General features: G+C 44.5%; 23 protein-coding genes and 1 pseudogene. 22 read left to right on the top strand and 2 right to left on the bottom strand.

The window, feature by feature from the left end:
• The first annotated feature begins 179 nt into the window (after positions 1–179).
• Entirely contained in the window at positions 180–1,316 is a 1,137-nt protein-coding gene (gene nifV, locus ACYQ3Q_RS03985; RefSeq protein WP_459927361.1) for a homocitrate synthase, read from the top strand.
• Between the two features lie 270 nt (positions 1,317–1,586).
• Here the strand turns inward: nifV and ACYQ3Q_RS03980 are convergent, their stop codons facing one another.
• Positions 1,587–1,892 carry a hypothetical protein gene (locus ACYQ3Q_RS03980; protein WP_459927360.1) on the bottom strand — a complete coding sequence of 102 codons (306 nt, stop codon included), beginning with the start codon at positions 1,890–1,892 and terminating at the stop codon, positions 1,587–1,589.
• A 7-nt stretch (positions 1,893–1,899) separates the two neighbouring features.
• Here ACYQ3Q_RS03980 and ACYQ3Q_RS03975 point away from each other — a divergent pair, with 7 nt between their 5' ends.
• The 21 genes and pseudogenes from ACYQ3Q_RS03975 (at position 1,900) to ACYQ3Q_RS03875 (ending at position 25,078) form a co-directional block, all read left to right on the top strand.
• Entirely contained in the window at positions 1,900–2,535 is a 636-nt protein-coding gene (locus ACYQ3Q_RS03975; RefSeq protein ID WP_459927359.1) for a putative nucleotidyltransferase substrate binding domain-containing protein, read from the top strand.
• Positions 2,536–3,020: 485 nt separating this feature from the next.
• Positions 3,021–3,539, top strand: coding sequence for a cob(I)yrinic acid a,c-diamide adenosyltransferase (locus tag ACYQ3Q_RS03970; RefSeq protein WP_459927358.1), 519 nt, complete (start codon positions 3,021–3,023; stop codon positions 3,537–3,539).
• Entirely contained in the window at positions 3,536–4,480 is a 945-nt protein-coding gene (gene meaB / locus ACYQ3Q_RS03965; RefSeq protein WP_459927357.1) for a methylmalonyl Co-A mutase-associated GTPase MeaB, read from the top strand. Before ACYQ3Q_RS03970 ends, meaB begins: the two co-directional genes overlap by 4 nt.
• A 5-nt stretch (positions 4,481–4,485) precedes the next feature.
• Entirely contained in the window at positions 4,486–6,123 is a 1,638-nt protein-coding gene (locus ACYQ3Q_RS03960; RefSeq protein ID WP_459927356.1) for an acyl-CoA mutase large subunit family protein, read from the top strand.
• Between the two features lie 21 nt (positions 6,124–6,144).
• On the top strand, positions 6,145–6,552 hold the full coding sequence (gene icmB, locus ACYQ3Q_RS03955; protein ID WP_459927355.1) for a coenzyme B12-dependent isobutyryl CoA mutase small subunit: 408 nt from the start codon (positions 6,145–6,147) through the stop codon (positions 6,550–6,552).
• Between the two features lie 6 nt (positions 6,553–6,558).
• Positions 6,559–7,344: pseudogene (locus ACYQ3Q_RS03950) on the top strand (enoyl-CoA hydratase/isomerase family protein).
• A gap of 64 nt (positions 7,345–7,408) precedes the next feature.
• Positions 7,409–7,927 carry a DUF6125 family protein gene (locus tag ACYQ3Q_RS03945; RefSeq protein WP_459927354.1) on the top strand — a complete coding sequence of 173 codons (519 nt, stop codon included), beginning with the start codon at positions 7,409–7,411 and terminating at the stop codon, positions 7,925–7,927.
• Between the two features lie 577 nt (positions 7,928–8,504).
• Positions 8,505–9,740 (top strand): L-lactate MFS transporter, encoded by a 1,236-nt coding sequence (locus ACYQ3Q_RS03940; RefSeq protein WP_459927353.1) that lies wholly within the window; start codon positions 8,505–8,507, stop codon positions 9,738–9,740.
• A 116-nt stretch (positions 9,741–9,856) separates the two neighbouring features.
• Positions 9,857–11,155 carry an acetyl-CoA hydrolase/transferase family protein gene (locus ACYQ3Q_RS03935; protein ID WP_459927352.1) on the top strand — a complete coding sequence of 433 codons (1,299 nt, stop codon included), beginning with the start codon at positions 9,857–9,859 and terminating at the stop codon, positions 11,153–11,155.
• A gap of 253 nt (positions 11,156–11,408) precedes the next feature.
• A complete protein-coding gene (locus ACYQ3Q_RS03930) occupies positions 11,409–13,142 on the top strand; it encodes a sigma-54 interaction domain-containing protein (RefSeq protein WP_459927351.1) in 1,734 nt (577 codons plus the stop codon).
• A gap of 397 nt (positions 13,143–13,539) precedes the next feature.
• Complete coding sequence (locus ACYQ3Q_RS03925; protein WP_459927350.1) at positions 13,540–14,838, top strand: acetyl-CoA hydrolase/transferase family protein; 1,299 nt, start codon at positions 13,540–13,542, stop codon at positions 14,836–14,838.
• Positions 14,839–14,864: 26 nt separating this feature from the next.
• Complete coding sequence (locus tag ACYQ3Q_RS03920; protein WP_459927349.1) at positions 14,865–16,052, top strand: acetyl-CoA C-acetyltransferase; 1,188 nt, start codon at positions 14,865–14,867, stop codon at positions 16,050–16,052.
• A gap of 38 nt (positions 16,053–16,090) precedes the next feature.
• Entirely contained in the window at positions 16,091–17,230 is a 1,140-nt protein-coding gene (locus tag ACYQ3Q_RS03915) for an acyl-CoA dehydrogenase (protein WP_459927348.1), read from the top strand.
• Positions 17,231–17,254: 24 nt separating this feature from the next.
• Positions 17,255–18,100 carry a 3-hydroxybutyryl-CoA dehydrogenase gene (locus ACYQ3Q_RS03910; RefSeq protein ID WP_459927347.1) on the top strand — a complete coding sequence of 282 codons (846 nt, stop codon included), beginning with the start codon at positions 17,255–17,257 and terminating at the stop codon, positions 18,098–18,100.
• Positions 18,101–18,169: 69 nt separating this feature from the next.
• Positions 18,170–18,952 (top strand): short-chain-enoyl-CoA hydratase, encoded by a 783-nt coding sequence (locus ACYQ3Q_RS03905; protein ID WP_459927346.1) that lies wholly within the window; start codon positions 18,170–18,172, stop codon positions 18,950–18,952.
• Positions 18,953–19,005: 53 nt separating this feature from the next.
• Positions 19,006–20,148 (top strand): acyl-CoA dehydrogenase, encoded by a 1,143-nt coding sequence (locus ACYQ3Q_RS03900; protein WP_459927345.1) that lies wholly within the window; start codon positions 19,006–19,008, stop codon positions 20,146–20,148.
• Between the two features lie 223 nt (positions 20,149–20,371).
• A complete protein-coding gene (locus ACYQ3Q_RS03895) occupies positions 20,372–21,550 on the top strand; it encodes an acetyl-CoA C-acetyltransferase (RefSeq protein WP_459927344.1) in 1,179 nt (392 codons plus the stop codon).
• Between the two features lie 286 nt (positions 21,551–21,836).
• A complete protein-coding gene (locus ACYQ3Q_RS03890; protein ID WP_459927343.1) occupies positions 21,837–22,544 on the top strand; it encodes a CPBP family intramembrane glutamic endopeptidase in 708 nt (235 codons plus the stop codon).
• A 39-nt stretch (positions 22,545–22,583) separates the two neighbouring features.
• Entirely contained in the window at positions 22,584–23,885 is a 1,302-nt protein-coding gene (gene rlmD, locus ACYQ3Q_RS03885; RefSeq protein WP_459927342.1) for a 23S rRNA (uracil(1939)-C(5))-methyltransferase RlmD, read from the top strand.
• 352 nt (positions 23,886–24,237) lie between these two features.
• The gene (locus ACYQ3Q_RS03880; RefSeq protein WP_459927341.1) at positions 24,238–24,495 is read left to right on the top strand and encodes a hypothetical protein; all 258 of its coding nucleotides are present in this window, start codon (positions 24,238–24,240) and stop codon (positions 24,493–24,495) included.
• A gap of 208 nt (positions 24,496–24,703) precedes the next feature.
• Entirely contained in the window at positions 24,704–25,078 is a 375-nt protein-coding gene (locus tag ACYQ3Q_RS03875; RefSeq protein ID WP_459927340.1) for a hypothetical protein, read from the top strand.
• A 45-nt stretch (positions 25,079–25,123) separates the two neighbouring features.
• Here ACYQ3Q_RS03875 and ACYQ3Q_RS03870 read toward each other — a convergent pair whose 3' ends face one another.
• Entirely contained in the window at positions 25,124–25,924 is an 801-nt protein-coding gene (locus tag ACYQ3Q_RS03870; protein WP_459927339.1) for a helix-turn-helix domain-containing protein, read from the bottom strand.
• Positions 25,925–25,934: the final 10 nt, after the last annotated feature.

Raw genomic sequence — 25,934 nt, 5'->3', positions numbered from 1 at the left:
GTTAGTGCACACTGAATTTGCCTACGGAGAGTGCCGAGCTACTATTAAGAATAACAAGTATACAGTATAAGGAAATGGGCATCCTTCAATCTCAGGGGAGATTGTGCTACTATAGATAGTAATTATAAGGCGTACTGTATAATTATACGTGCGAGTTTAAATTAAGGGGTGAGTCTGAAATGAGACATCTAGTGATTGTAGATACCACATTACGTGACGGAGAACAAACAGCTGGGGTTGTTTTCTCAAATCAAGAAAAAATGCGCATCGCGCGATTGTTAGATGAGCTTGGCGTTCATCAGATTGAAGCCGGGGTAGCAGTCATGGGCGGCGATGAAAAGCAAGCAATTACTGATATCGTAAAACTTGGTTTAAAATCGAGCATTATGGGCTGGAATCGGGCAGTCATATCGGATATTGAAGCCTCCTTGGCTTGTGGTGTCGATGCTGTAGCAATTTCTATTTCCACCTCGGATATTCATATTGAACATAAGCTCATGACCACTCGAGATGATGTTCTGGAGCGGATGATCAAGGCCACGGCCTTTGCTAAACGAGAAGGGATGTATATCTCTGTCAATGCAGAGGATGCTTCACGCTCAGACATGGATTTTCTTGTGCAATTTGCCAAAGAAGCTAAAAAAGCAGGGGCGGATCGTCTTCGCTACTGTGATACTGTCGGAATCTTAGATCCTTTTACAACCTATGATCGGATTAAAACTCTGATTGAAAAAGCAGATATTGATGTCGAAATGCATACACACGACGATTTTGGAATGGCAACAGCGAATGCTTTGGCAGGAGTGAAGGCAGGGGCATCACACGTGGGAGTCACTGTCAATGGTCTGGGTGAGCGGGCTGGAAATGCAGCTTTAGAGGAAGTTGTCATGGCTCTTAAGCATTTGTTAGATACGGATTTAAGCTTTGCAACCGAACGATTTGTCGAGGTTTCTGAATATGTTGCTCGGGCCTCGGGCAGGACGCTTCCTGCTTGGAAATCAATCGTAGGAAGTAACATGTTTGCCCATGAGTCTGGGATACATGCTGATGGAGCTCTAAAGAATCCTAAAACCTATGAAGCATTTAGCCCTGAGGATGTAGGACTTGAGCGGCAGATCGTGATTGGTAAACATTCTGGGACGGCTTCAATCAAGGCAAAATTCTTACTTGAGTATGGTAAGGAAATGTCGAACGAAGATGCTGAGGAGATGTTATCTCGGGTCAGAGCTTTAGCAGTTGACATGAAGCGTTCGCTTTTTGATAAGGAGCTCGTTTACATTTATGGCGATATGTTGAAGCAACATGAAGGTAGATAAATCTTAAAAAAATTAAAAGGCGGCAAGGAGCCGCCTTTTTCACTGGTCCAGGTTCTTTGTGGAGTGACCGGTACAGATGACGGCTGCTTTTATTGAGGCAATGGGTAATATCTTAACATAAATTTACAAAGAAAATAGCCATTCGCCGTATATCCTCCTATTTTTTGGGAGGATATTTTTTTGTCTAGGTAATGAGAATATTATTCCAATTATTTTTCGACAGTGCTACCTAGGTTTAAGTTAGTGGAGGTAGAATGATATAATAAATACTCATAAAAAGATAAACGCTAATAGAACCGCCACATAGGCTTTCCATGGTACAAAGTGTTGGACTACTTCAACAATTTTAGCACAAACAAAATAAATCCAAATGAGTGCAACCCCAATAGAAGCCAGCATGAGCATTGAAAGAGAAGTGCCTGCTTGAAGAGAAATAAAAGCAGGTAATGCAATAACAGAAGGAATTAAAGCAATAGTCGTACTTTGGTAAAGGATTGCTAAAAAGCCACCACCACCTAAGCCTCTTGATCCTGCCCATAAAAGTAAAGTTAACCCAACTTTAGTTAATAACATCATTAATATTATGTCTACTAATCCCGCATGGTGTCGTTCGATAACAAATTGGAAAAACACGGTACACAGATGGGCAAACACGCCTGATCCAGACGCTGTTCGTCAGTTTACGATTTTTTTGGATTTCAGATCAGTTTATGGACAAGAGTATTTGGCTCATGCGCTACGTGATTATACATTGCATGTGTTTCGGAATACTCCTACCCTATTTCATTTCCTTACGAGTGATACGCTTAGCCATAGAGTACCTCTTAATCTCTTCAAAAACGTAATATTGGAAAAGAACAAAGACCATAAAAACGAAGTAGATCTAAAAAGAGCCGCTGGTGTTCTTCTTGTGGACTGTATTCGCATTTTTGCGATGTGGAAAAGCGTAGTTGAGGTTAATACTTTAGCGCGACTAAAAAAGCTTGTCGAATTTGAAGCCATCTCCGCCGATGATGCCGAGTACTTCGAAGCGGCCTTTCAATCCCTTATGATGTTTCGGATGCGGGAAAACCTGCGAAAGCTTAGTCTGGGCTTCATTCCAGATAACTATATTAACCCAACTAATCTCAGTGAAAGAGAACGCTCTGTTATGCGCGAGAGTTTTGTGGCAGTTGATCGTCTGCAAAACGTAACCAGATCCGCTTTTCAAATCAAATAAGGCCATTTAATCTTTCTCTCCATTAAAGAGAAAGAAACACTTTATGGTACAGCATTTGTATGGGGGAATTAAAGATTAGTATATTTGTTAACGAAAAGTTGTACCCTCTTATTTTGGACACCTATTTGATCTCACATTTACTTTTCGCCGACCAAATAAGCCGAAACCTATAAAGTGTCAACGAATCGTTACATGTATCCAAAGTAGACATAGGGCTAAAGCGAGGACAAGAACGCAGAACACGAGTCTAGTCGCTATAAGTGTAAATAGTTGTATACATTCTTGAAGTGAGATGTTTTAAACCCCATAGGGGGTTATAAGGACCCAAACCCTTGAAACCTGCTGAAATGAGCTTTAAAAATAATAAAATGGGTCTATGGCATGATAATTGCAAGATAATTCGGGATATTCGGAATAAATTACAAATTCCAAACACGAAGGAGGATGGGACTGGAACTATATTGAAAGAGAAGGGGGTTAGGTGGTTGTCTGGACTAATACTAGTCTATACAGGGAATGGGAAGGGCAAGACTACAGCGGCTCTGGGGTTAAGTATGAGAGCACTTGGGCATAACCAAACCGTTGGGTTTCTTCAGTTTATGAAGGGGAGTAAGAATTACGGGGAAGTAAAAATTGCCGCCGTGCTACCCAACTTCACCTTGGTTCAATCGGGTCAGGAATCCTTTGTTTCATATGAAAATCCTGATCCCATTGATATTCAGATGGCCCAAGATGGGCTCGAACAAGCAAGACGTTGGTTCGAAGAAGATAAATTTGATCTGATCGTCCTTGACGAAATCCTAGTGGCGGTGGCTTTTAAATTAATATCTGTGGAGCAGGTCCTTGATTTAGTTCAACAGCGACCACTTCGACTTAATTTGGTGATGACCGGACGGTATGCTGCACCTGAGATCAAGGAAATCGCAGACACTGTGACTGAAATGACAGAGCATAGTCATGCTTATCAACAAGGGGTCGAGGCAAAGGCAGGGATGGAATTTTGAACAAAGATGCATTGGATCAATGGTTAGTACGCCTCTTTGAACGAGATCGCAGGGCAACCGCCAAACTTATTTCTTGGGTTGAAGACGATATAGAGCGAGCGTATATCATGCGTTGTGTCCTAAAACAAACTGGAAAGCAGATGGTGTTAGGAATTACCGGGCCGCCGGGAGCTGGAAAAAGCTCGTTAGTGGAGGCTTTGACAACGCTTTACCGTGCTAAAGACGAAAGAGTAGGGATTGTTGCAGTAGATCCAAGTAGTCCGTATTCTGGAGGGGCTATATTGGGCGATCGTATTCGTATGCAAGTCCATGGGACAGATCGGGATGTATTTATCCGAAGCATGGGAACTCGTGGGCATTTAGGGGGAGTCACACGTTCAACCTCCGATGTCTTACGTATTTTAGAAGGCGGAGGGTATGGGAGACTTCTATTGGAAACGGTCGGAGTTGGGCAGTCTGAACTGGAAATTATGCAAATGGCCGATACCGTCGTGGTAGTACTTAACCCAGGGACAGGGGATGGAATACAGGCCATCAAAGCAGGGATTATGGAAGTTGCGGATGTTTTCGTGATAAATAAAGCAGATTTAGCTGGAGCCGAGCGTATGAAGGGTGACATCGAGATGATGTTAAACTTAAGTTGTGATGGATTGGGCTGGCGTTCACCGGTTGTCTTAACGAGTGTTGTGAATGGAACCGGAGTGGAGACGCTATTCGAAAAGATTGAGGCTCATCAAGCGTATATGCTGGAATCTGGGCAGAGGGATGAACGCCGTAAGGAACGTCTTCGCCAGGAAGTCTGGCGACATTGGGAAGATAAATTACTGGCAACCTTCGAGGACTTATGGGGAGCAGCCCAAGGGAAATTGGGAGATATAGAAAAACAGGATCCCTATGAAGTAGCTAGGGTGTTATGGGCAGAGCGTTTTAAAGGAGGATAAATGGAATGAGTAATAACTTCTTGAGCTGGAAAGCGAACTATGACGCTCAAAAGGAGCGTAAAGGACCTTTTTTCACAGTGTCTAGTGTTCCGATTGATCCGCTCTATGCACCGGGGCATACAGCAGATATTGATTATGAGCTGGATTTAGGAAATCCCGGCGAGTATCCCTATACTCGTGGAGTCCAACCCAATATGTATCGCGGACGACTCTGGACTATGCGGATGTTTGCGGGATTTGCTACAGCCAAAGAATCTAATGAGCGCTATAAGTTTTTACTCAGCCAAGGGCAAACGGGTTTAAGCGTGGCTTTTGATATGCCAACCATCATGGGTTATGATTCGGATCACCCGCGCGCCTACGGAGAGGTTGGCCGGGTCGGGGTGGCTATTGATTCGCTGCAAGATATGGAAACCTTGTTTCAGGATATCTCACTCGATAAGGTCAGTACGTCCATGACCATCAATGCGCCCGCCTCCATCATTTGGTCTATGTATGTTGTGGCTGCGGAGAAACAAGGAATCTCGGCCAATAAATTAACAGGAACAATCCAAAATGACATTTTGAAGGAATATATTGCGCAAAAGTCTTGGATCTTCCCGCCAGATCCTTCAATGCGTCTGATTACGGATATTTTTAAGTTTTCTAAAGATCATGTGCCGAAGTGGAATACCATAAGTATCAGCGGCTATCACATTCGAGAGGCAGGGTCAACAGCCCTGCAAGAATTGGCTTTTACGCTCGCTGATGGATTTGCCTATGTTGAGGCAGGTATCAAAGCTGGGTTGGATGTGGATGACTTTGCCCCTCGTTTGTCGTTCTTCTTTAATTCCCATACCGACTTCTTTGAAGAGATCGCCAAATATCGTGCGGCTCGTCGGATCTGGGCGCGTCACATGAAGGAAAAATACGGGGCCAAAAATGAAAAAAGTCTGCTGATGCGCTTCCATACCCAAACCGCGGGCTGTTCTCTAACGGGCCCTCAACCGGAAAATAACATTGTGCGCACAGCCTATCAGGCGATGGCAGCCGTCCTCGGGGGAACTCAGTCGTTGCATACCAATTCCATGGATGAGGTCTTGGCGTTGCCTTCGGAAAAGGCAGTTCAGATTGCTCTTCGAACCCAGCAAGTTCTGGCCTATGAAACAGGCGTAGTGAATACAATCGATCCGTTGGCCGGCTCATATTTTGTGGAGACTTTAACCAACCAAATGGAAGAAGGCGCAGAAGAGTACTTCCGCAAGATTGATGAACTTGGGGGAGTTCTAGGTGCAATTCGGGAGAATTTCTTCCAGCAGGAAATTGCCGATGCGGCTTATCGTTATCAAAAAGAGATCGAAAGCAAAGAGCGGATTATTGTCGGCATTAATGAATTTGTCAATGAGTCAAAAGACAAGATTGATTTACTAAAAATTGACCCTGAAGTTGAGCGGTCGCAAGTAAGCAGGCTTAAGGAATTAAAACAAAGCCGGGATAATCTCCGCGTTCAGACCACATTGACAGACTTGAAAGAAGCGGCTCAGGGAGACGATAATTTGATACCCAAAATCATGGACGCCGTACGGGCTTATGCGACTGAGGGAGAAATGATTGCAGTCCTTAAGGAAGTCTTCGGAGAGTACCGAGAACAAGCTGTATTTTAGTATAGTGTGGGAGGAAACGTTATGAATAAAACTCGAATTCGCGTCCTGGTGGGAAAACCAGGTTTGGACGGACATGACCGAGGTGCCAAGGTGATCGCACGTGCTCTGCGTGATGCAGGAATGGAAGTCATCTATTCCGGATTGCATCAAACCCCAGAACAATTAGTGGAAGCAGCGATCCAAGAAGATGTTGATTTAATCGGGGTAAGTGTTCTATCTGGAGCGCATATGACGATTTTTCCAAGAATTAAAGAGCTCCTCAAGGAGCAAAATGCGGAAGATATTTTACTCATGGGTGGGGGAACGATTCCAGAGGAAGATATCGAAGCGTTGATTAAGGCTGGGCACGTTGAAGCTTTGTTTACGCCGGGAGCAACTACGACGGAGATTGTGAGTTGGATTAGAGAGAGAGTAAAGTTATATGAGTAAAGTCTAATGCAAAGGAGTCATTTTATGGGGCTTGAGACAATTATTGTGGAGAAAAGAGAAGGAACGGCAATCCTCACCTTAAATCGGCCAGACAAACTCAATGCTGTCAATATGACAATGAGACGTGAAATTCTTGCGACCCTCGCTGAACTGGAAGCAGACGTTGAAACCAAAGTCTTGATCGTTACTGGATCGGGTCGCGGATTTTGTAGTGGAGCTGATATTAATGAATTAGCCGCGGGAACTCAGGATGCAGCATTGCAGAAAACTGTCAATCATAGTCTGTTAGTCATGGCTAAATCCTTCTACGAATTTCAGAAACCTGTTTTAGGTGCGATTAATGGTGCAGCCGCTGGTGACGGCGCCCAATGGGTTTTGGCCTTTGATTTGAATGTGGCCTCCGAAAAGGCAAAGTTTGGCTGGCCGGCCACGAGTCTTGGTATATTGTGACCGTATGGAATCATAAGGCTTCCGTGCGAAGTTGGGCGTTTCCGAGCCAAAGAAGTACTACTGACAAAGAAATTTGTCAGCGCACAAGAAGCGGTTCAGTGGGGTTTCGTTATGAAGGTGGTTCCCCCTGAACAATTGATGGAGGCTACTTTGGCGCTGGCCGAAGAAATTAAGCAAATGCCCCCTCTATCGATTCGTGCTGTTAAAAAGGCTGTTAATAGAGGGATGGAAGGATACGAATTTGCAGAATACGTCTTAGACACATTACAAAATACCGATGATGCTGCAGAAGGAACAAGGGCTTTTCTAGAAAAGAGAAAACCAGTTTTCATGGGGATGTAAACCTTGCATAGCCATTTTTTATTTTGAGGTCTTTGGCGTTGTACAATATAGGGAGGTAACTAGGATGTTAAACTCTAAAGAAGATTTAACACGAGAACAAGCTCTTGAACTATTAGAAGACTTTGCCAAACGTTGGATAGCGCACGATGGGCTATGGTTCCAAGCTGTTGAGCAAGCACGCGGAATGGACGAAGCAGTGGAGCGTGATATTGAGGCATGGCGACGGTTTACTGTCCTTGAGGCGAAACGTATTATATCTTTCCTTGATTTACCTAAAAACGGTGGGCTAGACGCTTTGGAAAGAGCACTAAAGTTCCGACTATATGCCTTTCTAAATGTTCAAGAATGTTCTCGACCAGACGATCGGACATTAATTTTTAAAATGCTCGATTGCCGTGTTCAATCTGCCCGAAAACGAAAAAATCTTCCTGACCATCCTTGTAAGCCAGTAGGAGAAGTTGAGTATTCGTTATTCGCTTCGACGATTGACGCTCGAATTAAGACGATTTGTATTGCATGCCCACCAGATCCCCATCCAGAGGAATTCTATTGTGGATGGACGTTTACCATGGACGTGGAGTAACTTAATAATAAAGCGAAGCATAAGCCCTTCTTCTGAAGGGCTTATGCCGTATTACAGGATGATTGATAAAAAGTAAGATACCCTCAAACGGGAATAAAATTAAAACTAATATAGCTCTCGGCAAACCGTCTGGGAGGCGCCATTTAAGATGTAAACACTCGGGTACATGTATCCAAAGGTAGACATGGTTATAAAGCAAGGACACTTAGACAGAAGATGAATTAAGTGCCTTTGAATGTAAACGATAGTGTACATCTCTGGGTCGAGGCATTTATGAAAGTCATAAGAGATACAAGACCGTAACCCGTATGAATAGCTTTTATCAGCTTTATTAAGCAGAGAAATAATTCTTTGGCATGACAATTGCAAGATAATTCTGTAGATTCAGAATACAACAACACTATTAGTTATTTTGGGCACAGAAAGAGACGGAAAGGAGAGAACCTGAAGGGAAGGGGAATATCATTGTCAGATCACAGCATCTGATGAACTTGCATTACCTAATCACGTAAATTTTTTGTCATCATTATCTATTTATAGGGTCAAAACAAAATATTTATAAAAAGGAGAATCGCAAATGAGTAAACGCTGGATCGTTGCCCTTGCAGGAATGATAATTATGCTATGTTCAGGTGCAGTATATATCTGGGGAGTATTTCAAGGACCTTTAGTCAAAATGTTTGGTTGGACACAGGCAGCTGCAGCCCTTACATTTTCTGTTACCTTGGGAATCTTCGCTTTAGGTACTGTTGTTGGAGGTAGGATTCAGGACAAATTTGGCCCTCGCGAAGTAGCTTCTGTTGGCGGTTTTATGATCGGCTTAGGCGTCTTTTTGGCCAGCTATACTACTGCTGATCGAGCGTGGCTTTTGTATCTGACGTATGGGGCTTTGATGGGTTTTGGTGTGGGTATGATTTATACTCCGGTTATTGCTTGCGTGTCTAAATGGTTCCCAGATAGAAAAGGAACTATTACCGGATTAGTGGTAGGCTCTTTAGGTGCTGGTGGATTGATATTTACCCCGATTGCAAAAAGTTTAGTCAGTAGCAAGGGGGTGCTAGAAACCTTTGCAATATTCGGCATTGTTTTTGGTATCTTGATTATCGGAGCGGCACAGTTTCTGAAAAACCCACCACCTGGTTATCAACCATTTGGTTGGACTCCGCCGGTTGCTGGTACTAAGGCTGCAATCGTGGCTCGGAATTATTCACCCAAGGAAATGTTGGCAACTCCTCAATTTTATATGCTCTCTATGATCCTTTTGATTGGTTGTATCTCAGGTTTAATGGTGATACCTTTTGGTAAGATTCTGGCGCTCCAAGCAGGTCTTTCTGACTATGCGGCAACGTTTGCAATCATGCTGATCTCCATTGGGAATGCCTCGGGACGCTTTCTTTGGGGCGCTGCTGCGGATAGGATGGGTCGTGTACGTACTCTGATGGTGCTATTATTTGTCTCTGGTGTTACCATGCTCTTCCTCAACCAACTGCAAGGTTTCATATCACTGGTAGGCATTGGTATCGTTGCCTTCTGTTACGGTGGTTTTTTAGGTACCATGCCAGCTACGGTTGCTGACTTCTTTGGTGCGAAGCACCTAGGTGTAAATTATGGTTTAGTACTCTTATTCTTCAGTGCTTCAGCGGTTGGTGCTCCGATAGTTTCAGCGATGGCCAAAGATGCAACGGGTAATTTTAAAAGCGCCTTCATCATCGGTGGAGTTGCCAGTTTAGTTGGTTTGGGCATTGCCTTCATTACAAAACCACCACTGGATAATAACGGTGAGTTAAAGGCTGCTACAAGCGTGAGTAAGTAAGCTGTTAAACACGTCTTAGCTTTAATGTGATTGTAATAATTTTAGAGTTCTCGAGGGAGTTTGTTTCCTCTGGGCAGGAAGTAAATTATCAAAAGAATGTTTTGAGGTGAGAGAAAATGCCGAATTTTAAAGAACTTTACCAAAAGAAACTATGCACAGCGGTCGAGGGTATTAAGCTACTCCAGGACGGAGATTGTCTTATCGTACCAACAGGAGTTGGTGAACCACCGGCTCTTTTAACTGCTTTATCAGAGCATCGTCGGGAGTATCATGATGTGAAAGTATATCAGATTCTTCCGTTAAGGAAGTTCGGGTATATTGATCCTGAAACAGTTGACCATATCCGCCATGTGGCATTCTTCTTCGGAGGCGCTACACGAGCGGGGGGTCAGCAAGGCTGGATCGATTACATTCCCAGTTATTTTAGCGAAATGCCAAGGTTGTTTGAAGATGGACTCTTTCCATCGGATACTGTCTTTTCGCTTGCCTCACCGATGGATGAACATGGGTATTTTTCGATCAGTTTAGCAACGGATTATACGATGGCAGCGATTAAGAAAGCCCGGACTGTGGTGTTGGAGGTTAACCCCAACGTTCCATTTGCCAATGGAAATTGCTTAGTTCATATATCTCAGGTTTCAGCCATTGTCGAAGATAACACACCTCTAACAGAAGTCGGGCTCCCTAAAATTGGCCCGGTTCAGGAAGCAATCGGTAAATACGTGGCAGACCTAATTGACAACGGTTCAACAATTCAGATCGGTTTTGGGGCTATTCCAGACGCTGTCGTAATGCAACTCACCCATAAACATGATCTAGGCATTCATACAGAAATGGTTGGGGATGGGATCTTGACCCTGATTGAAAGTGGCGCAGTTACGAACCAAAGTAAGAATTATTTACCAGGTAAATTCATAGCAACCTTTGCACTGGGTACAAAGCGTCTCTATGACTTTATGCACCGCAATCCGCAGCTGGAGATGCATCCGGTCGACTATACGAATGATCCATTTCTTGCGGGACAGAACGACAATTTAATCACGATTAATGCTTCAGTGCAAGTAGATTTCCTTGGCCAATGTTGCTCGGAGAGCATGGGAAGCACACCTTACAGTGGAACTGGAGGACAATCAGACTTCGTGAGGGCAGCAAATCGTTCTAAAGGTGGAAAATCCTTTATTGTGCTACCTGCCACCGCGAAGGATGGAAAAATTTCGCGGATCACCCCGACCCTAACACCGGGTTCTGCAGTTACAACTTCGAAAAACGATGTAAACTATGTCGTTACGGAGTATGGTGTAGCCCAGTTGCGGGGGAAATCTGCTAAGCAACGAACGCAAGCATTGATTGCTATTGCTCACCCAGATTTCCGTGGAGAACTAACGGAAGCGGCCAAGAAGATGAATTTACTTTAAGAAATCTTTGGGGTTAAAGAGGAATAAGCACAAGGAACTTCGTCGTATGAAAAGTTCCTTGTGCATTATTCTTTGTGCAACTAGTCAGACACTTGACCAGGCGTGGTCAGCGCCGGAAAGCATAGCGCTAGCCAAGTTTTCTTTACATACTACTGTATTCAATAACTCTAAGGCAAAATTTACTGTTAAAAAAGGGATTAATCTCATCTTAGTCGAATAATTCAATGAACAACAAGTTTCAGGAGGTCTGGCGATGTTAATGGATGAACGATGCTGTTTGATCCCCCTTGATGAAATACTAGACAATACAAATAACGCGATCATTGCCATTGACCCGCAAGGACGAATTATATACTCAAATGACGCAGTACTTAATATATTAGAAAAGCCCGAACGAGATCTTTTAGGGCAGTCCATCACCTCCCATTTCCCTCAAACTGGGCTACTCCGAGTATTGGAAACTGGAGTTGCTGAGTTAGGACAGCAGTTGAAGGTTAATAATACTATCTTTTTAAGTAATCGTACCCCAATCTATAGTCATGGTGAACTTGTCGGAGCCGTCGCTGTATTCCAGGACATAACGATTCTTCAAAATTTCCTTGACAATTTAGTTATCGAGCACGAGAAGACTAAGGAGCTTCAACGCACGCTCGAGGTCGTTCTTAACACGTCCAATAATGGGCTTATCGTAGTTAATAAAGAAGGAACTATCACTATTACGAACAGGGCATTTGCTAACTTTTTCCATAAATCTCCTAAAGATTTAATGGGTAAACATATTATGGAAGTTTATAAGAATCCGAAATTTATACAAGTTCTTGAAACAGGTCAACCTGTGTTTGGATATGTCCATGATGACTTAAACGGTCATGAAGTTATTGCCAACAGAATCCCGATTATCCAGGATGGTAAAGTTGTAGGAGCTCTGGGAGAAGTAATTTTTAAAGATGTGAATGAACTCTTTGCCTTAACGAAAAAAGTTGATTTACTGCGGAACGAACTAGATTATTATAAAAAAACGATTCTGAAAAATAATAGTTCCGCACTAGAACTCTTAAAAGGGAAAAATCAGACCATGGCTTCATTGGTACAAACTGCCAAACGGGTAGCTAAATCAGGCTCTACAGTGCTCTTGAGGGGAGAAAGCGGGACTGGAAAAGAATTATTTGCGCAACTACTTCATTCGGAAAGTACACGCTGTCAAGGTGCTTATATAAAGGTGAACTGTGCGGCTGTTCCTGAAAACCTACTCGAGTCAGAATTGTTCGGGTATGTAGAAGGGGCCTTTACCGGAGCCTCTAAAGGGGGCAAAATTGGAAAATTTGAACTGGCTGATGGAGGAACCCTCTTCCTTGACGAAATCGGAGATATGGGAATGGGCATGCAAGTTAAGTTGTTGCGTGTTATCCAGGAGCGAGAAATTGAGCGCTTAGGAAGTAACAAACCTCGCAAAGTAGACGTGCGTTTGGTTGCAGCGACTAACCGTGATCTAGAAGCGATGATTCGCGACAAGCAATTTCGCGAAGACCTATATTACCGCTTAAACGTAGTGACCTTAACCATTCCTCCTTTAAGAGAAAGGAAGGATGACATTGAGAGTTTGATTCGAACTTTTATAAAGAAATTCAATTTCCAGTTCGCGCAAACCGTGACGGATTTATCAATAGAAACGCAAAACGTCCTGATGAATCATCGCTGGCCAGGTAATATCCGAGAACTTGAAAATATTATTGAACGGGCCTTTAATATGATTGACGGCTCGCAAATCCAGCTTAAACATCTACCGACCTATTTACAACTACTTTCTGGTCAGGAAACGCGTCCTTTTGACGGAGGATCGCTGGAGAATATTCTTGCTGGAGTGGAAAGAGAAGCTATTATCTATGCGCTGGATACTGCAAACGGGAATAAAGCCCAAGCTGCAAAAAATTTAGGCTTGTCCCGGGCTGGTTTATACAAGAAATTGAAAAAACTTGACATACATTAACTCTACGACACTATACAGGTTCCGAAAATAAAGTGTCATTTGATATGTAAACATTTAAGTACATGTATCCAATAGTAGACATGTGCTTAAATGTGAGGACAAAGAAGAAGGCCGCCAGTTAAGTGCTTAAAAGTGTAAACGTTAGTGTACAGCCTGGGAATATGGTATTTATGGGATCCATAAGGGCTGCAGCCCTTATGGATCCCATAGTTTGATCATTATAAACAAGGGCAGAAATCCTTGGCATAACATTTGCAAGATAATTCAGTACATTCGGAATTTAGGAACTTTAATAAAGTATATGGGCCTGGCATAACCATTGAAACCAAACCCAGGCCCAACAGAGCTAAACGTAGAAAACACTATTATCAAAAAACTAAAGAATGGGTGAGGTAAAATGCCGAATTATAAAGAACTTTACCAAGAAAAACTTTGCACAGCAGTCGAGGGTATTAAGCTTGTCCAAGATGGAGATTGTCTTATCGTACCAACAGGAGTTGGTGAACCACCGGCGCTTTTAACTGCTTTATCAGAGCATCGTCGGGAGTATCATGATGTGAAAGTATATCAGATTCTTCCGTTAAGGAAGTTCGGGTATATTGATCCTGAAACAGTCGACCATATCCGCCATGTGGCATTTTTCTTCGGAGGCGCTACACGAGCGGGGGGTCAGCAAGGCTGGATCGATTACATTCCCAGTTATTTTAGCGAAATGCCAAGGTTGTTTGAAGATGGACTCTTTCCATCGGATACTGTCTTTTCGCTTGCCTCACCGATGGATGAACATGGGTATTTTTCGATCAGTTTAGCAACGGATTATACGATGGCAGCGATTAAGAAAGCCCGGACTGTGGTGTTGGAGGTTAACCCCAACGTTCCATTTGCCAATGGAAATTGCCTAGTTCATATATCTCAGGTTTCAGCCATTGTCGAAGATAACACACCTCTAACAGAAGTCGGGCTCCCTAAAATTGGCCCGGTTCAGGAAGCAATCGGTAAATACGTGGCAGACCTAATTGACAACGGTTCAACAATTCAGATTGGTTTTGGGGCTATTCCAGACGCTGTCGTAATGCAACTCACCCATAAACATGATCTAGGCATTCATACAGAAATGGTTGGGGATGGGATCTTGACCCTGATTGAAAGTGGCGCAGTTACGAACCAAAGTAAGAATTATTTACCAGGTAAATTCATAGCAACCTTTGCACTGGGTACAAAGCGTCTCTATGACTTTATGCACCGCAATCCGCAGCTGGAGATGCATCCGGTCGACTATACGAATGATCCATTTCTTGCGGGACAGAACGACAATTTAATCACGATTAATGCTTCAGTGCAAGTAGATTTCCTCGGCCAATGTTGCTCGGAGAGCATGGGAAGCACACCTTACAGTGGAACTGGAGGACAATCAGACTTCGTGAGGGCAGCAAATCGTTCTAAAGGTGGAAAATCCTTTATTGTGCTACCTGCCACCGCGAAGGATGGAAAAATTTCGCGGATCACCCCGACCCTAACACCGGGTTCTGCAGTTACAACTTCGAAAAACGATGTAAACTATGTCGTTACGGAGTATGGTGTAGCCCAGTTGCGGGGGAAATCTGCTAAGCAACGAACGCAAGCATTGATTGCTATTGCTCACCCAGATTTCCGTGGCGAGCTAACGGAAGCTGCTAAAAATATGAACTTACTTTAGGAATATAGAAGTGAAGGAGAGATTTAATGACCAGAGCAGTGATTGTGAGTGCCGCAAGGACCCCTTTTGGCACGATGGGCGGGAGTCTTAAGGATATTGCCGCGGTTGACTTGGGCGCACATGTGATTCGGGAGGTTCTTAAACGAGCAGACCTTCCCGGGGACATTATCGATAATGTCCTAATGGGGATGGTTATCCAAGGTGGGGTAGGGCAAGTACCCTCGCGTCAAGCGTGTATTAAAGCAGGACTTCCTGTGGAGGTCACCTCCGAGACAATCAATAAAGTTTGTGCCTCAGGGATGCGCGCAGTAAGCTTAGGCGAAACTATCATCCGTGCTGGAGATGCCGATGTAATTATTGCTGGAGGAATGGAGAGCATGTCAAATGCTCCGTTTGCCTTAAAAAAAGCCCGCTTTGGTTATCGGATGGGAAATGATAGTCTTCTGGACTTGATGGTCAATGATGGATTGTGGTGCGCTTTTCATAATGTTCATATGGCTGTTCACGGTTCGACAGTGGCCAAAGAGTATGGAGTTTCACGTGAAGATCAGGATGCCTTTGCGTTTCGTTCTCAACAATTAGCGTCTAAGGCCATCGAAGAGGGCAAGTTTGCCGAGGAGATCGCTCCATTGGAAATTTCACAGAGAAAAGGAGACTCTCTTTGGTTTACAGTCGATGAAGGACCGCGTCGGGATACCACTCTGGCAAAGCTTAACTCATTACCACCTATTTTTGTCAAAGATGGAACAGTTACAGCAGGAAACGCACCGGGTGTTAATGATGGGGCAGGAGCGATGGTCCTGATGAGTGAGGAGAAGGCCCGTGAAATGGGTAAAAAGCCACTGGCAACAATTCTTGGGCATGCCAGCGTAGCCCAAGAACCAGCCTATATCGCCACAACGCCGGGCTTGGCAATTAATAAACTTCTCAAACAAAAAGGAATGACTATTCAGGATGTTGACTTAATAGAAGCCAATGAAGCCTTTGCAGCGGTCGCGTTAACGAGTCAAAAGATTGCTAAGTGGGATCCCTCTAAGGTCAACGTCAATGGTGGGGCTATTGCCCTAGGGCATCCGATCGGGGCGAGTGGAGCGAGAGTTATTATGACCTTGATTTATGAGTTGCGTCGTCGTGGTGGAGGAATTGGGATTGCTGCAATCTGTAGTGGAGCAGCGCAGGGCGATGCTATCATGCTTGAGATATACGGAGCTTAAAAGGGCAAAGGTGTAGAAATCGAAGGAGGAAAAACTGGATGGACTTTCAGTTGAACCAGGACCAACTGATGATGCAGAAGATGGTCCGAGATTTTGTCCAAGATGAAATCATTCCGGTAGCAATGCTAACCGATGAGACGCATGAGTTTCCTTTAGAGACCCTTCGGAAGATGGGTGAACTCGGACTCATGGGAATTCCTATCCCTGAGGAATACGGCGGTGCTGGCTCAGACTTCTTGTCCTATATTATAGCGATCGAAGAAATTGCTAAGGGATGCGCTTCGACAGCGGTGATTTTAGCGGTTCATACGTCGGTGGGAACGTTCCCTATTCTTTATTTTGGGACAGAAATGCAAAAACAATACTATTTGCCTAAGCTGGCTAGTGGACAATTTATCGGGGCGTTTGCGTTAACAGAGGCCAATGCTGGCTCAGATGCGTCGAGCTTAAAAACGATGGCAGTGCGTCAAGGAGACCATTACATCCTGAATGGAACAAAACGCTTTATCACCAACGCCGGTTATGCAGATGTATATTTAGTTATGGCCTCCACAGATCGAGCAAAAGGGCCCCATGGGGTCACTGCTTTTCTGGTGGATAAAGATACGCCTGGCTTTAAAGTTGGGAAAAAGGAAGAGAAGATGGGACTGAATGGCTCCGCAACGTGTGAATTGATCTTTGAAGACGCTAGGGTGCCAGTGGGAAACCTTCTGGGAGCAGAAGGGCAAGGCTTCAAAGTTGCGATGTCTCTGCTGGATGGTGGACGGATCGGAATTGGCGCCCAAGCCTTGGGAATCGCCGAGGCGGCGTTTGAAGCAGCACTCGCTTATTCACAAGAACGGATACAGTTTAAACAACCCATTGGCAACTTTCAAGGGATTCAATTCATGCTTGCCGATATGGCAACTCAAATTGAAGCGTCGAAGCTACTAGTTTATCAGGCGGCTTCACTTCGAATGGCCGGGCTTCCTTATGCTAAACAAGCCTCGATGGCTAAAATGTTTGCCAGTGATACCGCGGTCAAGGTGACGGCCGATGCTGTGCAAATTTTCGGGGGGTATGGGTATTGTAAAGAGTATAAAGTTGAACGCTATATGCGGGATGCCAAGATCACCCAAATTTACGAGGGAACTAACCAGATTCAGAGGGTTGTTATTGCGAAGCATTTGAGAAAATGAGAGACGAAAATGGAGGAATAAATTATGAAAACAATTATGGTTATAGGTGCGGGACAAATGGGGGGCGGAATCGCCCAAGTCGCCGCTCAAGCAGGCTACTCTGTGATTTTAAATGACATTAAGGATGAATTTATCATGAGGGGTTTCGGCATAATCCAGAAAAATCTCAAACGCAGTGTCGAAAAAGGAAAATTGACGGCGGAAGATGCGGAAGTCATCTTAAGTCGTATCACAAAATCGACCTCCCTGCAAGATGCCGCTGTGGTCGATTTAGTCATCGAGGCCGCGGTAGAGAATATGGCTATCAAAGCCCAAGTGTTCTCTCAACTTGACGTCATTTGCCCTGAGCACACGATACTTTCGACCAATACCTCCTCATTGCCGATCACTGAGATAGCAGCATTTACTAAACGTCCAGATCGAGTGATTGGAATGCATTTTATGAATCCCGTTCCTGTGATGAAGCTCGTCGAGGTGATTCGTGGTTTGGCCACGAGCGACGAAGTCTATAAAACGGTTGAGACCTTAAGCCTGGCAATGGGCAAAACACCTGTGGAAGTTAATGATGCTCCCGGATTTGTCGCGAACCGGATCTTAATTCCCATGCTTAATGAAGCCATTTTTACCCTATACGAGGGCATAGCTACAGTTGAAGCGATTGATAATGTCATGAAATTAGGTATGAATCACCCCATGGGGCCATTGGCTTTAGCAGATTTAATCGGACTGGACACCGTGCTATCTATTACAGAAGTTCTCCATGAAGGTCTCGGCGATAAGTATCGACCCTGCCCGTTACTTCGTAAATACGTTAAAGCGGGTTGGTTGGGACGTAAATCTGGACGTGGCTTTTACAAATACGGTGAATAAAAAATAGATCCTGTCCATTAAGAAGATCCAAGTCACGAGACAGAGACAGGATCAAAGAGGAGGATATAAGTGGAGTATACAAACCTATTACTTGAACAGAGCGGTGCAGTCGCCATTCTGACCATCAATCGACCTAAAGCCCTAAATGCTCTGAATAGTGACACATTGTCGGAACTGTCCACCGTGCTCGATGAGTTGGGGAGGGATTCCAGTGTCAAAGTCGTAGTCCTCACAGGCAGTGGAGAAAAGGCCTTTGTAGCGGGAGCCGACATATCCCAGATGAAAGACTTTAACCCCTTAGAAGGACGGCGATTTGCCCAATTAGGGCATGCCACCTTCCGAAAACTTGAGCTGATGCCCCAGCCTGTGATCGCCGCCATCAACGGATTTGCCTTAGGAGGAGGGTGCGAACTAGCCATGGCTTGCGATCTCAGAATTGCCAGTGAAAACGCTAAGTTTGGCCAACCAGAAGTTACCCTAGGGCTGACCGCCGGATTTGGGGGCACCCAGCGCTTACCTCGCTTAGTCGGCACTGGGATCGCCAGCGAATTACTGTTTAGCGGAGATATCATCGATGCCAATGAAGCATATCGAATAGGCTTAGTCAATCGAATCTATCCATTAAATACCCTCAAGGAAGAAGCACTAAAGCTAGCAAATCGTATCGCAGGACGAGCGCCAGCAGCAGTACAGCTCAGTAAAAGTGCAATCCAGCGGGGCATGAACATGGACTTAGACAGTGCACAAGCCTACGAAGCAGAAGTCTTCGGTCTAACCTGTAGTACCCAAGATCAAAAAGAGGGATGTACGGCCTTTTTAGAAAAACGCAAACCCGTGTTTGAAGGAAGGTAATATGGGTAAGAAGTGAATCTGAAAAGGATTAGAAAATGAGAGGATGGATGGAAATGATCTTTGATTTAACCCAAGATCATATCATGATGCGGAAAATGGTGCGTGATTTTGCAGAGAAGGAGTGCGCACCAGGTGCAGAAGAACGGGATGAGACGGAAGAATTTTCAGTCGAGATATGGAAAAAATGTGGAGAACTCGGCTTAGCTGGGGTTACTTTCCCAGAAGAGTATGGTGGGGTCGGGGCTGACTACATCTCTTATGCTATCACAGTCGAAGAACTATCTCGGGTCGATGCCTCTGTCGGGGTCACAATTTCTGCCCACGCAAGCTTATGTGCCAATCCGATCGCAATGTTTGGAACTGAAGAGCAAAAGCTGAAATACTTGACTCCGCTAGCTACTGGCGCAAAACTCGGAGCGTTCGGTTTGACCGAGCCCATGGCGGGTTCAGATGCTTCAGGGACACGAACAACAGCGGTTCGAGATGGCAATGACTACGTTTTGAATGGTAGTAAAATCTTCATTACTAATGCCAACTATGCAGACCTATATGTTGTTACAGCTCAAATGGATAAGAGCAAAGGAAATAAAGGAATTGCCGCCTTTATCCTCGAAAAAGGAATGCCAGGCTTCAGCTTTGGCAAAAAAGAGAAAAAGATGGGGATTCGTTCCTCAGCCACCTATGAATTAGTGTTCGAAGATGTTCGGGTTCCCGCTGAAAACTTACTTGGAGCAGAGGGACAGGGGTTCAAAATTGCGATGCAGACGCTTGATTATGGCAGAATCGGCATAGCCTCTCAAGCCTTAGGGATTGCTCAAGGCGCCTATGAACAGGCCCTAAAGTATACCAAAGCAAGAGAGCAGTTTGGCAAACCCATCTCTGCTTTCCAGAATACACAATTTAAGTTGGCGGATATGGCAACGCAAATTGAAGCTGCGCGACTGCTCGTCTATCAATCTGCTTACCTGGCATCTGAACATAAACCCGTTGGTAAGGCATCCGCAATGGCGAAACTATTCGCTTCCGAGACAGCGATGGCAGTAACCACTATGGCCGTACAGCTCCATGGTGGATATGGATATACCCGCGAATATCCCGTGGAGCGTATGATGCGGGATGCGAAAATTACGGAGATTTACGAAGGAACCAGTGAGATTCAACGCATAGTAATCAGTAGTCATATTCTAAAAGACTAATAGGGTACGAAGAGCTTCACATTCTTTGAAGTTCGAATTAGTGAAGTAAGAAGTACATTTTGGTGTTTTGCTACCTTATAGGAATACTTACCGGCGTTGGACTCTATCCTACCTGAAGTTTTACGAAACTCCCCCGCTTCTAAGAAGAGGGGGTCTTGAAAACTGGATAAAAAGAAATTGCTACGCTTAAGAAACTAGCTAAATAGAAAGGAGATAAAAATATATGAGAGAGGTTGTTATCGTCAGCGCTGTGCGTACTCCGGTGGGTTCTTTTTGTGGTACATTAGGGCAAATACCTGCTGCGGAGTTAGGCGCACTCGTCCTAAAGGAAGCAATCCTAAGAGCTGGAATTACTGCAGATCAAGTTGACGAGGTTATTTTAGGGAACGTACTTCAGGCTGGTCTAGGCCAGAATCCCGCTCGTCAAGCGGCCATAAAAGCGGGGATTCCTCAGGAAGTGCCTTCTTGGACTTTAAATAAAGTATGTGGATCCGGACTTAAATCGATTGTTTGTGCCGCTCAGAGTATTATGGTAGGGGATGCAGATATTGTGGTTGCCGGTGGAATGGAGAGTATGTCCTTAGCTCCCTATTTACTTCCCAAGGCCCGTACAGGATATAGGATGGGCAATGATACCATGGTCGATTCTATGATTCAAGATGGATTGACTGATGCATTTAACAACGTTCACATGGGTATTACGGCAGAAAATATTGCTGAACAGTTTGGGATTTCTCGTGAGGATCAAGATAATTATTCAGTGGTTAGCCAAAATCGTGCTGAAGCTGCTATTAAGGCTGGAAAGTTTTCTGAGGAAATCGTCCCCGTATCCATTCCTCAACGTAAAGGGGATCCCCTCGTAGTCTCCCAAGACGAATTTCCTCGCTTTGGAGCAACCTATGATGCCGTCGCAAAACTACGCTCCGCTTTTAAAAAGGATGGAACTGTAACGGCTGCCAATGCTTCGGGGATTAATGACGGGGCAGCTGCTCTAGTCGTCATGGCCAAGGAGAAAGCGGAGCAACTTGGCTTGACTCCTTTGGCAACAATTACCTCCTGGGCCTCCGCGGGCGTGGATCCCTTGATTATGGGCACAGGTCCTATCCCTGCAACTCGAAAAGCCTTAGAAAAAGCTGGCTTAAGTATCGAAGATATTAATCTCGTAGAAGCCAACGAAGCCTTTGCTTCACAAACCTTGAAAGTGGCTAGAGACTTAGAACTTGATATGGAAAAAACAAATATCAACGGAGGAGCGATTGCTTTGGGGCATCCGGTAGGTGCTTCAGGAACCCGAATCCTTGTTTCATTACTTCATGAGATGAAGCGTAGCAACGCGCACCGTGGTTTAGCTACGTTATGTATCGGTGGAGGTCAGGGGATCGCGCTTATTGTGGAACGTTAATTAGTTGATATACCTTGATCCTTGTTGTCAGTGAACTTGTTCAACTATAGTTGACATCGAGTCTTCGGTGGGAAAAGTTGCAGATGGGATAAAGTTACAGGTGAAAAGGTAGGCGAATTGGCAAATAATTCACCTGCCTTTTTCCTTTGGGCATTACCTTTTCAGACTTTTGACTCTTCTTTATTAATATTGGACAATGCTATAGCTTACCGTTAGAATTGATAAGGGATAAGAAGATATACTTAATAGACCATAGACAGCTAGGAAGATAGAGGAGATAATTACAATGGGCAAAAAAATCGACCTAAGGATACCGCCGCGTCAACCAGTTTGGAATATATGGCAAGGGTTGCTGGTAGTGTCGATTGTGACGTTAATTGAATTTCCGCTCGGATGGTTGGAGACTCCTAAGGAATTAGATTCCGTTCGCGGGGTACTTAACTTTATCGGGGTTGGCTTAGGAGATGCCTTTGTCTACTTAATCGTGATTGGGCTATTTCTGAAGATTATCCGTCGGCCGTTTACAGACCTAGGGTTTGTTAAACCTCAAAAGAAATTCCTGGTCTTGGGATTTATAGTAGGGGTATTATTATTTGTGGGCATCGGTCTCTTAGGAAATGTATTGACAAAATTACTTGGAACACCGGCTCCTCAGAGTTTTACCGTGGCAATAAAAGGGGCAAACTATTCATGGGAATTTGCACTTCTCACGATCTTAGGAGGAGTTATTGCTCCGATTAAGGAAGAGATGCTTTTTCGTGGCCTAATGTATCCACCGCTTCGTCAGTCCTTTGGAAAAGGTAAAGGGATTTTGCTCGCAGGAATCTTCTTTGCTACTTTGCATTTAGAAATGGTGCGCTTCATACCCTTATTTATTGGTGGAGTCGTGCTCACTTGGTTATACGAGCGTTCTTCGAGTATTTGGCCGGCTATAGTAGCCCATGGGACTTGGAATATTTTAATGGCAGTTGCACTGCGGATTCAGCGCTATTAAGGGCTGGATTCAGGGCAATGAATGTAAGAAGGAGATATCATGAACAATAAATTGAATCACAATCTTTTGGGTGAAACGTCCGAAATTGAGTGTTTACGTCTCATCACAGATGGCTCAGGGATAGGGTATCAAAACGGTATTGCAACCTTCGTGCCGGGACTGTTGCCTGGAGAAATTGGGGAAATAGCCGTCTATGAAGCTAAGAAGAAGTGGCAGCGCGCCCATCTTCAGAGGGTTACTAAGCGTTCCCCCCTGCGTCTTGATCCTCCTTGCACTGTCTTTGAACAGTGCGGAGGATGCCAGCTTCAGCATACAACCTACGAAGAGACCCTTTTATGGAAGCAACGCTGGGTTGCCGATGCACTCAAGCGAATCGGAAAAATCAACGTGGAGATCAAACCCACGATCGGAATGGACCAACCATGGCGCTATCGGAACAAGGTACGTCTACACCGTAAATCCGACGGACAATTGGGATACTACAAGGAAAAATCCCAAGCCCTTGTCGACTTTCAAGATTGCCTCCTCCTAAGTGAACGTATGAATCGTTGGATACGATTGACAGGAGAATTCTTAGCCGGTAGTTATCCAGAAATACATACCTTGACCTTCCGCGAAAACACAAAGAACGAAGGCCTCCTATTATTAGAAGGAACCCCAACGAAAATCCTTTCTGCAGAAGAAAATCCGGAATTCTTTGAGACTCTTTTCGAGCAAGGACTACGTTCCGTTTGGGGAACCGACGAAGAAGGGAGTTTAGTCCTGATCTGGGGTGACGAAGATTTTAGCCAAACTATTCTCGATCTGACCTTTGAGGTGTCCCCCTTATCTTTTTTGCAGGTCAATTCACAGCAAACCGACGTCCTTTACAAACTCGTTTTAAGTTCGGCCGCTCTGACCGGAGAAGAAATTGTCTGGGATCTTTATTCGGGGATAGGAACCCTAACCTTAGCTTTAGCAGCGCAGGCTAAGAAAGTAATGGGTATTGAAGAAAATCCATATGCCGTTGAAAACGCGATTCAAAATGCCGTTAATAATCACGCCGTAGGTCATGTCGAATTCCTGAAAGGAAAAGTTGAACAACGGATAATGAAGATAGAAGAGCAACCTGATGTGGTGGTCCTAGATCCCCCGCGCGCAGGGCTGCATCCTGAAGTTGTGCAACGCTTACTAGAGCTAAAGCCCCAACGTATCGTCTATGTGTCATGTGATCCAGGGACTCTAGCTCGGGATCTGGGTGCGCTGACTCAGGGTGGGTATAGGGTAGATAGTGTGCAACCGGTGGATATGTTTCCGTGGACGATGCACGTCGAGTGCTTAATAGTGCTATATTTACCTTGAGTGAAAGCCTTGATATAAGCGGGACGTAGAGTAGGATATTATTTTTATCGCGTCATGGTGTGTGTGGAAATAGTGCAGCGACACGTTGCTGTACAAAATTGTGTGTGGGGTTAAATCCTGCAACAAAGTAAAAACAGCGGGGAGTAATAATCTCTAACTGATAGTTTGAGGAGTGGAATGATCGGGTAACATCGTGAAACGCTCCCTCTGAGACTACGGCAAAAAGGAACGTTTGTAATAACAAATCCTTGATGCAGCCCGTCGAAGTCGGCGGAAGTCTGCCCCAGCAATTGTTGTTGTGGAAACCGGCTTGGAGGCAAGCTGTGCAGATGATACGTCGGGAGTCTATAAAATGCTCATGGTGAGAATGTGGTATAGTAGCCACTGGCGAAAATCCGAACGGAAGGGTCTAAACGCGCAAATGGTAGAAATGCCATTGCCGTGCAATGCGGCGTATGTGGGGAAAAGTAAAATGTGTTTCTATGAAATTCCCTATACTATTAAAGGTAGTATCAAGCATACAGGCTCAAAGGATAACCTAAAAGCATATGTAAAGATAGAACTATCGGAACGTGGGAAGGTCGGAACGCAGAGTGATTACACACAATGAAGCGTTGGCAGGGAAAGCATGAAACTATGTATAACCTGACTTCATTCGATTGATAGCGCAGCCAACGTACCAATGAAACGGGGATAATAAGCCGTGGAGGGATAGGCTGTAGTCACAAAAAGTATAAACGTCTAAGTGCATGGTATTCGAAGGTTCGAGTATGACTAACAAAGGTGAAATCCCCCCGTAAAGGAGAAAGTAACCGACTTTGACAACTGAAAAGAAGCTTAAAAGGCAAAAACTACGAAATGCTGAATACTACGACTTCCAAGCAATTCAAGATGAACTTTACGAACGAAGCAAGCGAAATGAAGTATTTACTAATTTGGTAGAATTAATTACGATGAGAGAAAACATCGGGCTTGCCTATCGCAACATCAAGAAAAACAAGGGAAGCAAAACAGCAGGTGTAGACAAAAAGACGATTAATAATTTGGCAAAATGGCAAGATGAGCAACTTATTGATTATGTGAGAGCCAGGCTACAATGGTATAAACCGCAAGCAGTCCGCAGAGTAGAAATACTGAAAGACAATGACCCAACGAGGAAGCGCCCATTGGGAATACCGATGGAAAGTTCATAATGCACCCTCCTCAATAACGTTTTGGAAAGAGACCAAACGACTCGGCTAGTCCCTGGCTTTTGATACTCTAGCCTTAATGATCTTGGTTGAAGTATCAGTGTATGTACTTAGCTCTTTTTCGGTAGTTTCGTCGATTGTTATCCTGTATGGCCGTCCTGGTCCTGATCGTTTACCCTGAATTTTGCCGGTTTCAAGCCAGTAGTATACAACTCCAGGGCTCACGTTGAATTTGGAGGCCACATCTTTAACGCTAAGTTCATTACTCTGTTTAACAAGTCCGGGAATCCTGTAACGGTACCTTAGCCAGGCAATAGAACTTTCAGTAAATGTGCGTCCTTCCGGAGTAAGGTATTCGTTCTTGTTGAAACGGTCTGCAATTTCGGCACTCGACATCGTCTTAGACAGTTCTTTAACAAGTTCAACCGTGTCGGGAACGTGCTTGCGGGTGATTGAAGGAGGCAACGTTTTCTTTGTGTGAATTAGTTCGCTGTGTCGGCTGCGCCAACGTATGCCTAAATGTACATCTGGGTCAAGCGGTTGGCAAGTTACTGTAACATCTTCAATTAAGAGTCGGACGAGCCGTTTTCTGTCCTTCATAGTGGTCGTCGGAGCATTCCAAATACGGGGAATATCCTCGGCTAAGCGCATGATCATGTGACGATCTTCGTCCGTTGGGGACCAAGCTCGCTTTGTCTTATATTGTTCGTATTCCTCCTTTAACTGGCCCAAAGCTAGTAGCTTTTCGTTCCATTTGGCTTCTAATGTGCGTACAACTAGACGGTTTTCTGGCTCGGATAAATCATATTGGCGGTAAGCCCGATCAACCTCAAATTGGGATTGTTCCAAAGCCAGTTGC

The organism is Desulfosporosinus burensis (genome assembly GCF_054657535.1).
The sequence above is the reverse complement of the archived record's forward strand: the minus strand, read 5'-3'. Positions and strand labels throughout refer to the sequence as shown.

Coding starts and splice junctions, on each gene's coding strand:
- nifV (WP_459927361.1), top strand. CDS start 180: ATGAGACATCTAGTGATTGTAGATACCACATTACGTGACGGAGAACAA.
- ACYQ3Q_RS03980 (WP_459927360.1), bottom strand. CDS start 1,892: ATGATGTTATTAACTAAAGTTGGGTTAACTTTACTTTTATGGGCAGGA.
- ACYQ3Q_RS03975 (WP_459927359.1), top strand. CDS start 1,900: ATGTCTACTAATCCCGCATGGTGTCGTTCGATAACAAATTGGAAAAAC.
- ACYQ3Q_RS03960 (WP_459927356.1), top strand. CDS start 4,486: ATGAGTAATAACTTCTTGAGCTGGAAAGCGAACTATGACGCTCAAAAG.
- icmB (WP_459927355.1), top strand. CDS start 6,145: ATGAATAAAACTCGAATTCGCGTCCTGGTGGGAAAACCAGGTTTGGAC.
- ACYQ3Q_RS03945 (WP_459927354.1), top strand. CDS start 7,409: ATGTTAAACTCTAAAGAAGATTTAACACGAGAACAAGCTCTTGAACTA.
- ACYQ3Q_RS03940 (WP_459927353.1), top strand. CDS start 8,505: ATGAGTAAACGCTGGATCGTTGCCCTTGCAGGAATGATAATTATGCTA.
- ACYQ3Q_RS03935 (WP_459927352.1), top strand. CDS start 9,857: ATGCCGAATTTTAAAGAACTTTACCAAAAGAAACTATGCACAGCGGTC.
- ACYQ3Q_RS03930 (WP_459927351.1), top strand. CDS start 11,409: ATGTTAATGGATGAACGATGCTGTTTGATCCCCCTTGATGAAATACTA.
- ACYQ3Q_RS03925 (WP_459927350.1), top strand. CDS start 13,540: ATGCCGAATTATAAAGAACTTTACCAAGAAAAACTTTGCACAGCAGTC.
- ACYQ3Q_RS03920 (WP_459927349.1), top strand. CDS start 14,865: ATGACCAGAGCAGTGATTGTGAGTGCCGCAAGGACCCCTTTTGGCACG.
- ACYQ3Q_RS03915 (WP_459927348.1), top strand. CDS start 16,091: ATGGACTTTCAGTTGAACCAGGACCAACTGATGATGCAGAAGATGGTC.
- ACYQ3Q_RS03910 (WP_459927347.1), top strand. CDS start 17,255: ATGAAAACAATTATGGTTATAGGTGCGGGACAAATGGGGGGCGGAATC.
- ACYQ3Q_RS03900 (WP_459927345.1), top strand. CDS start 19,006: ATGATCTTTGATTTAACCCAAGATCATATCATGATGCGGAAAATGGTG.
- ACYQ3Q_RS03895 (WP_459927344.1), top strand. CDS start 20,372: ATGAGAGAGGTTGTTATCGTCAGCGCTGTGCGTACTCCGGTGGGTTCT.
- ACYQ3Q_RS03890 (WP_459927343.1), top strand. CDS start 21,837: ATGGGCAAAAAAATCGACCTAAGGATACCGCCGCGTCAACCAGTTTGG.
- rlmD (WP_459927342.1), top strand. CDS start 22,584: ATGAACAATAAATTGAATCACAATCTTTTGGGTGAAACGTCCGAAATT.
- ACYQ3Q_RS03880 (WP_459927341.1), top strand. CDS start 24,238: ATGCTCATGGTGAGAATGTGGTATAGTAGCCACTGGCGAAAATCCGAA.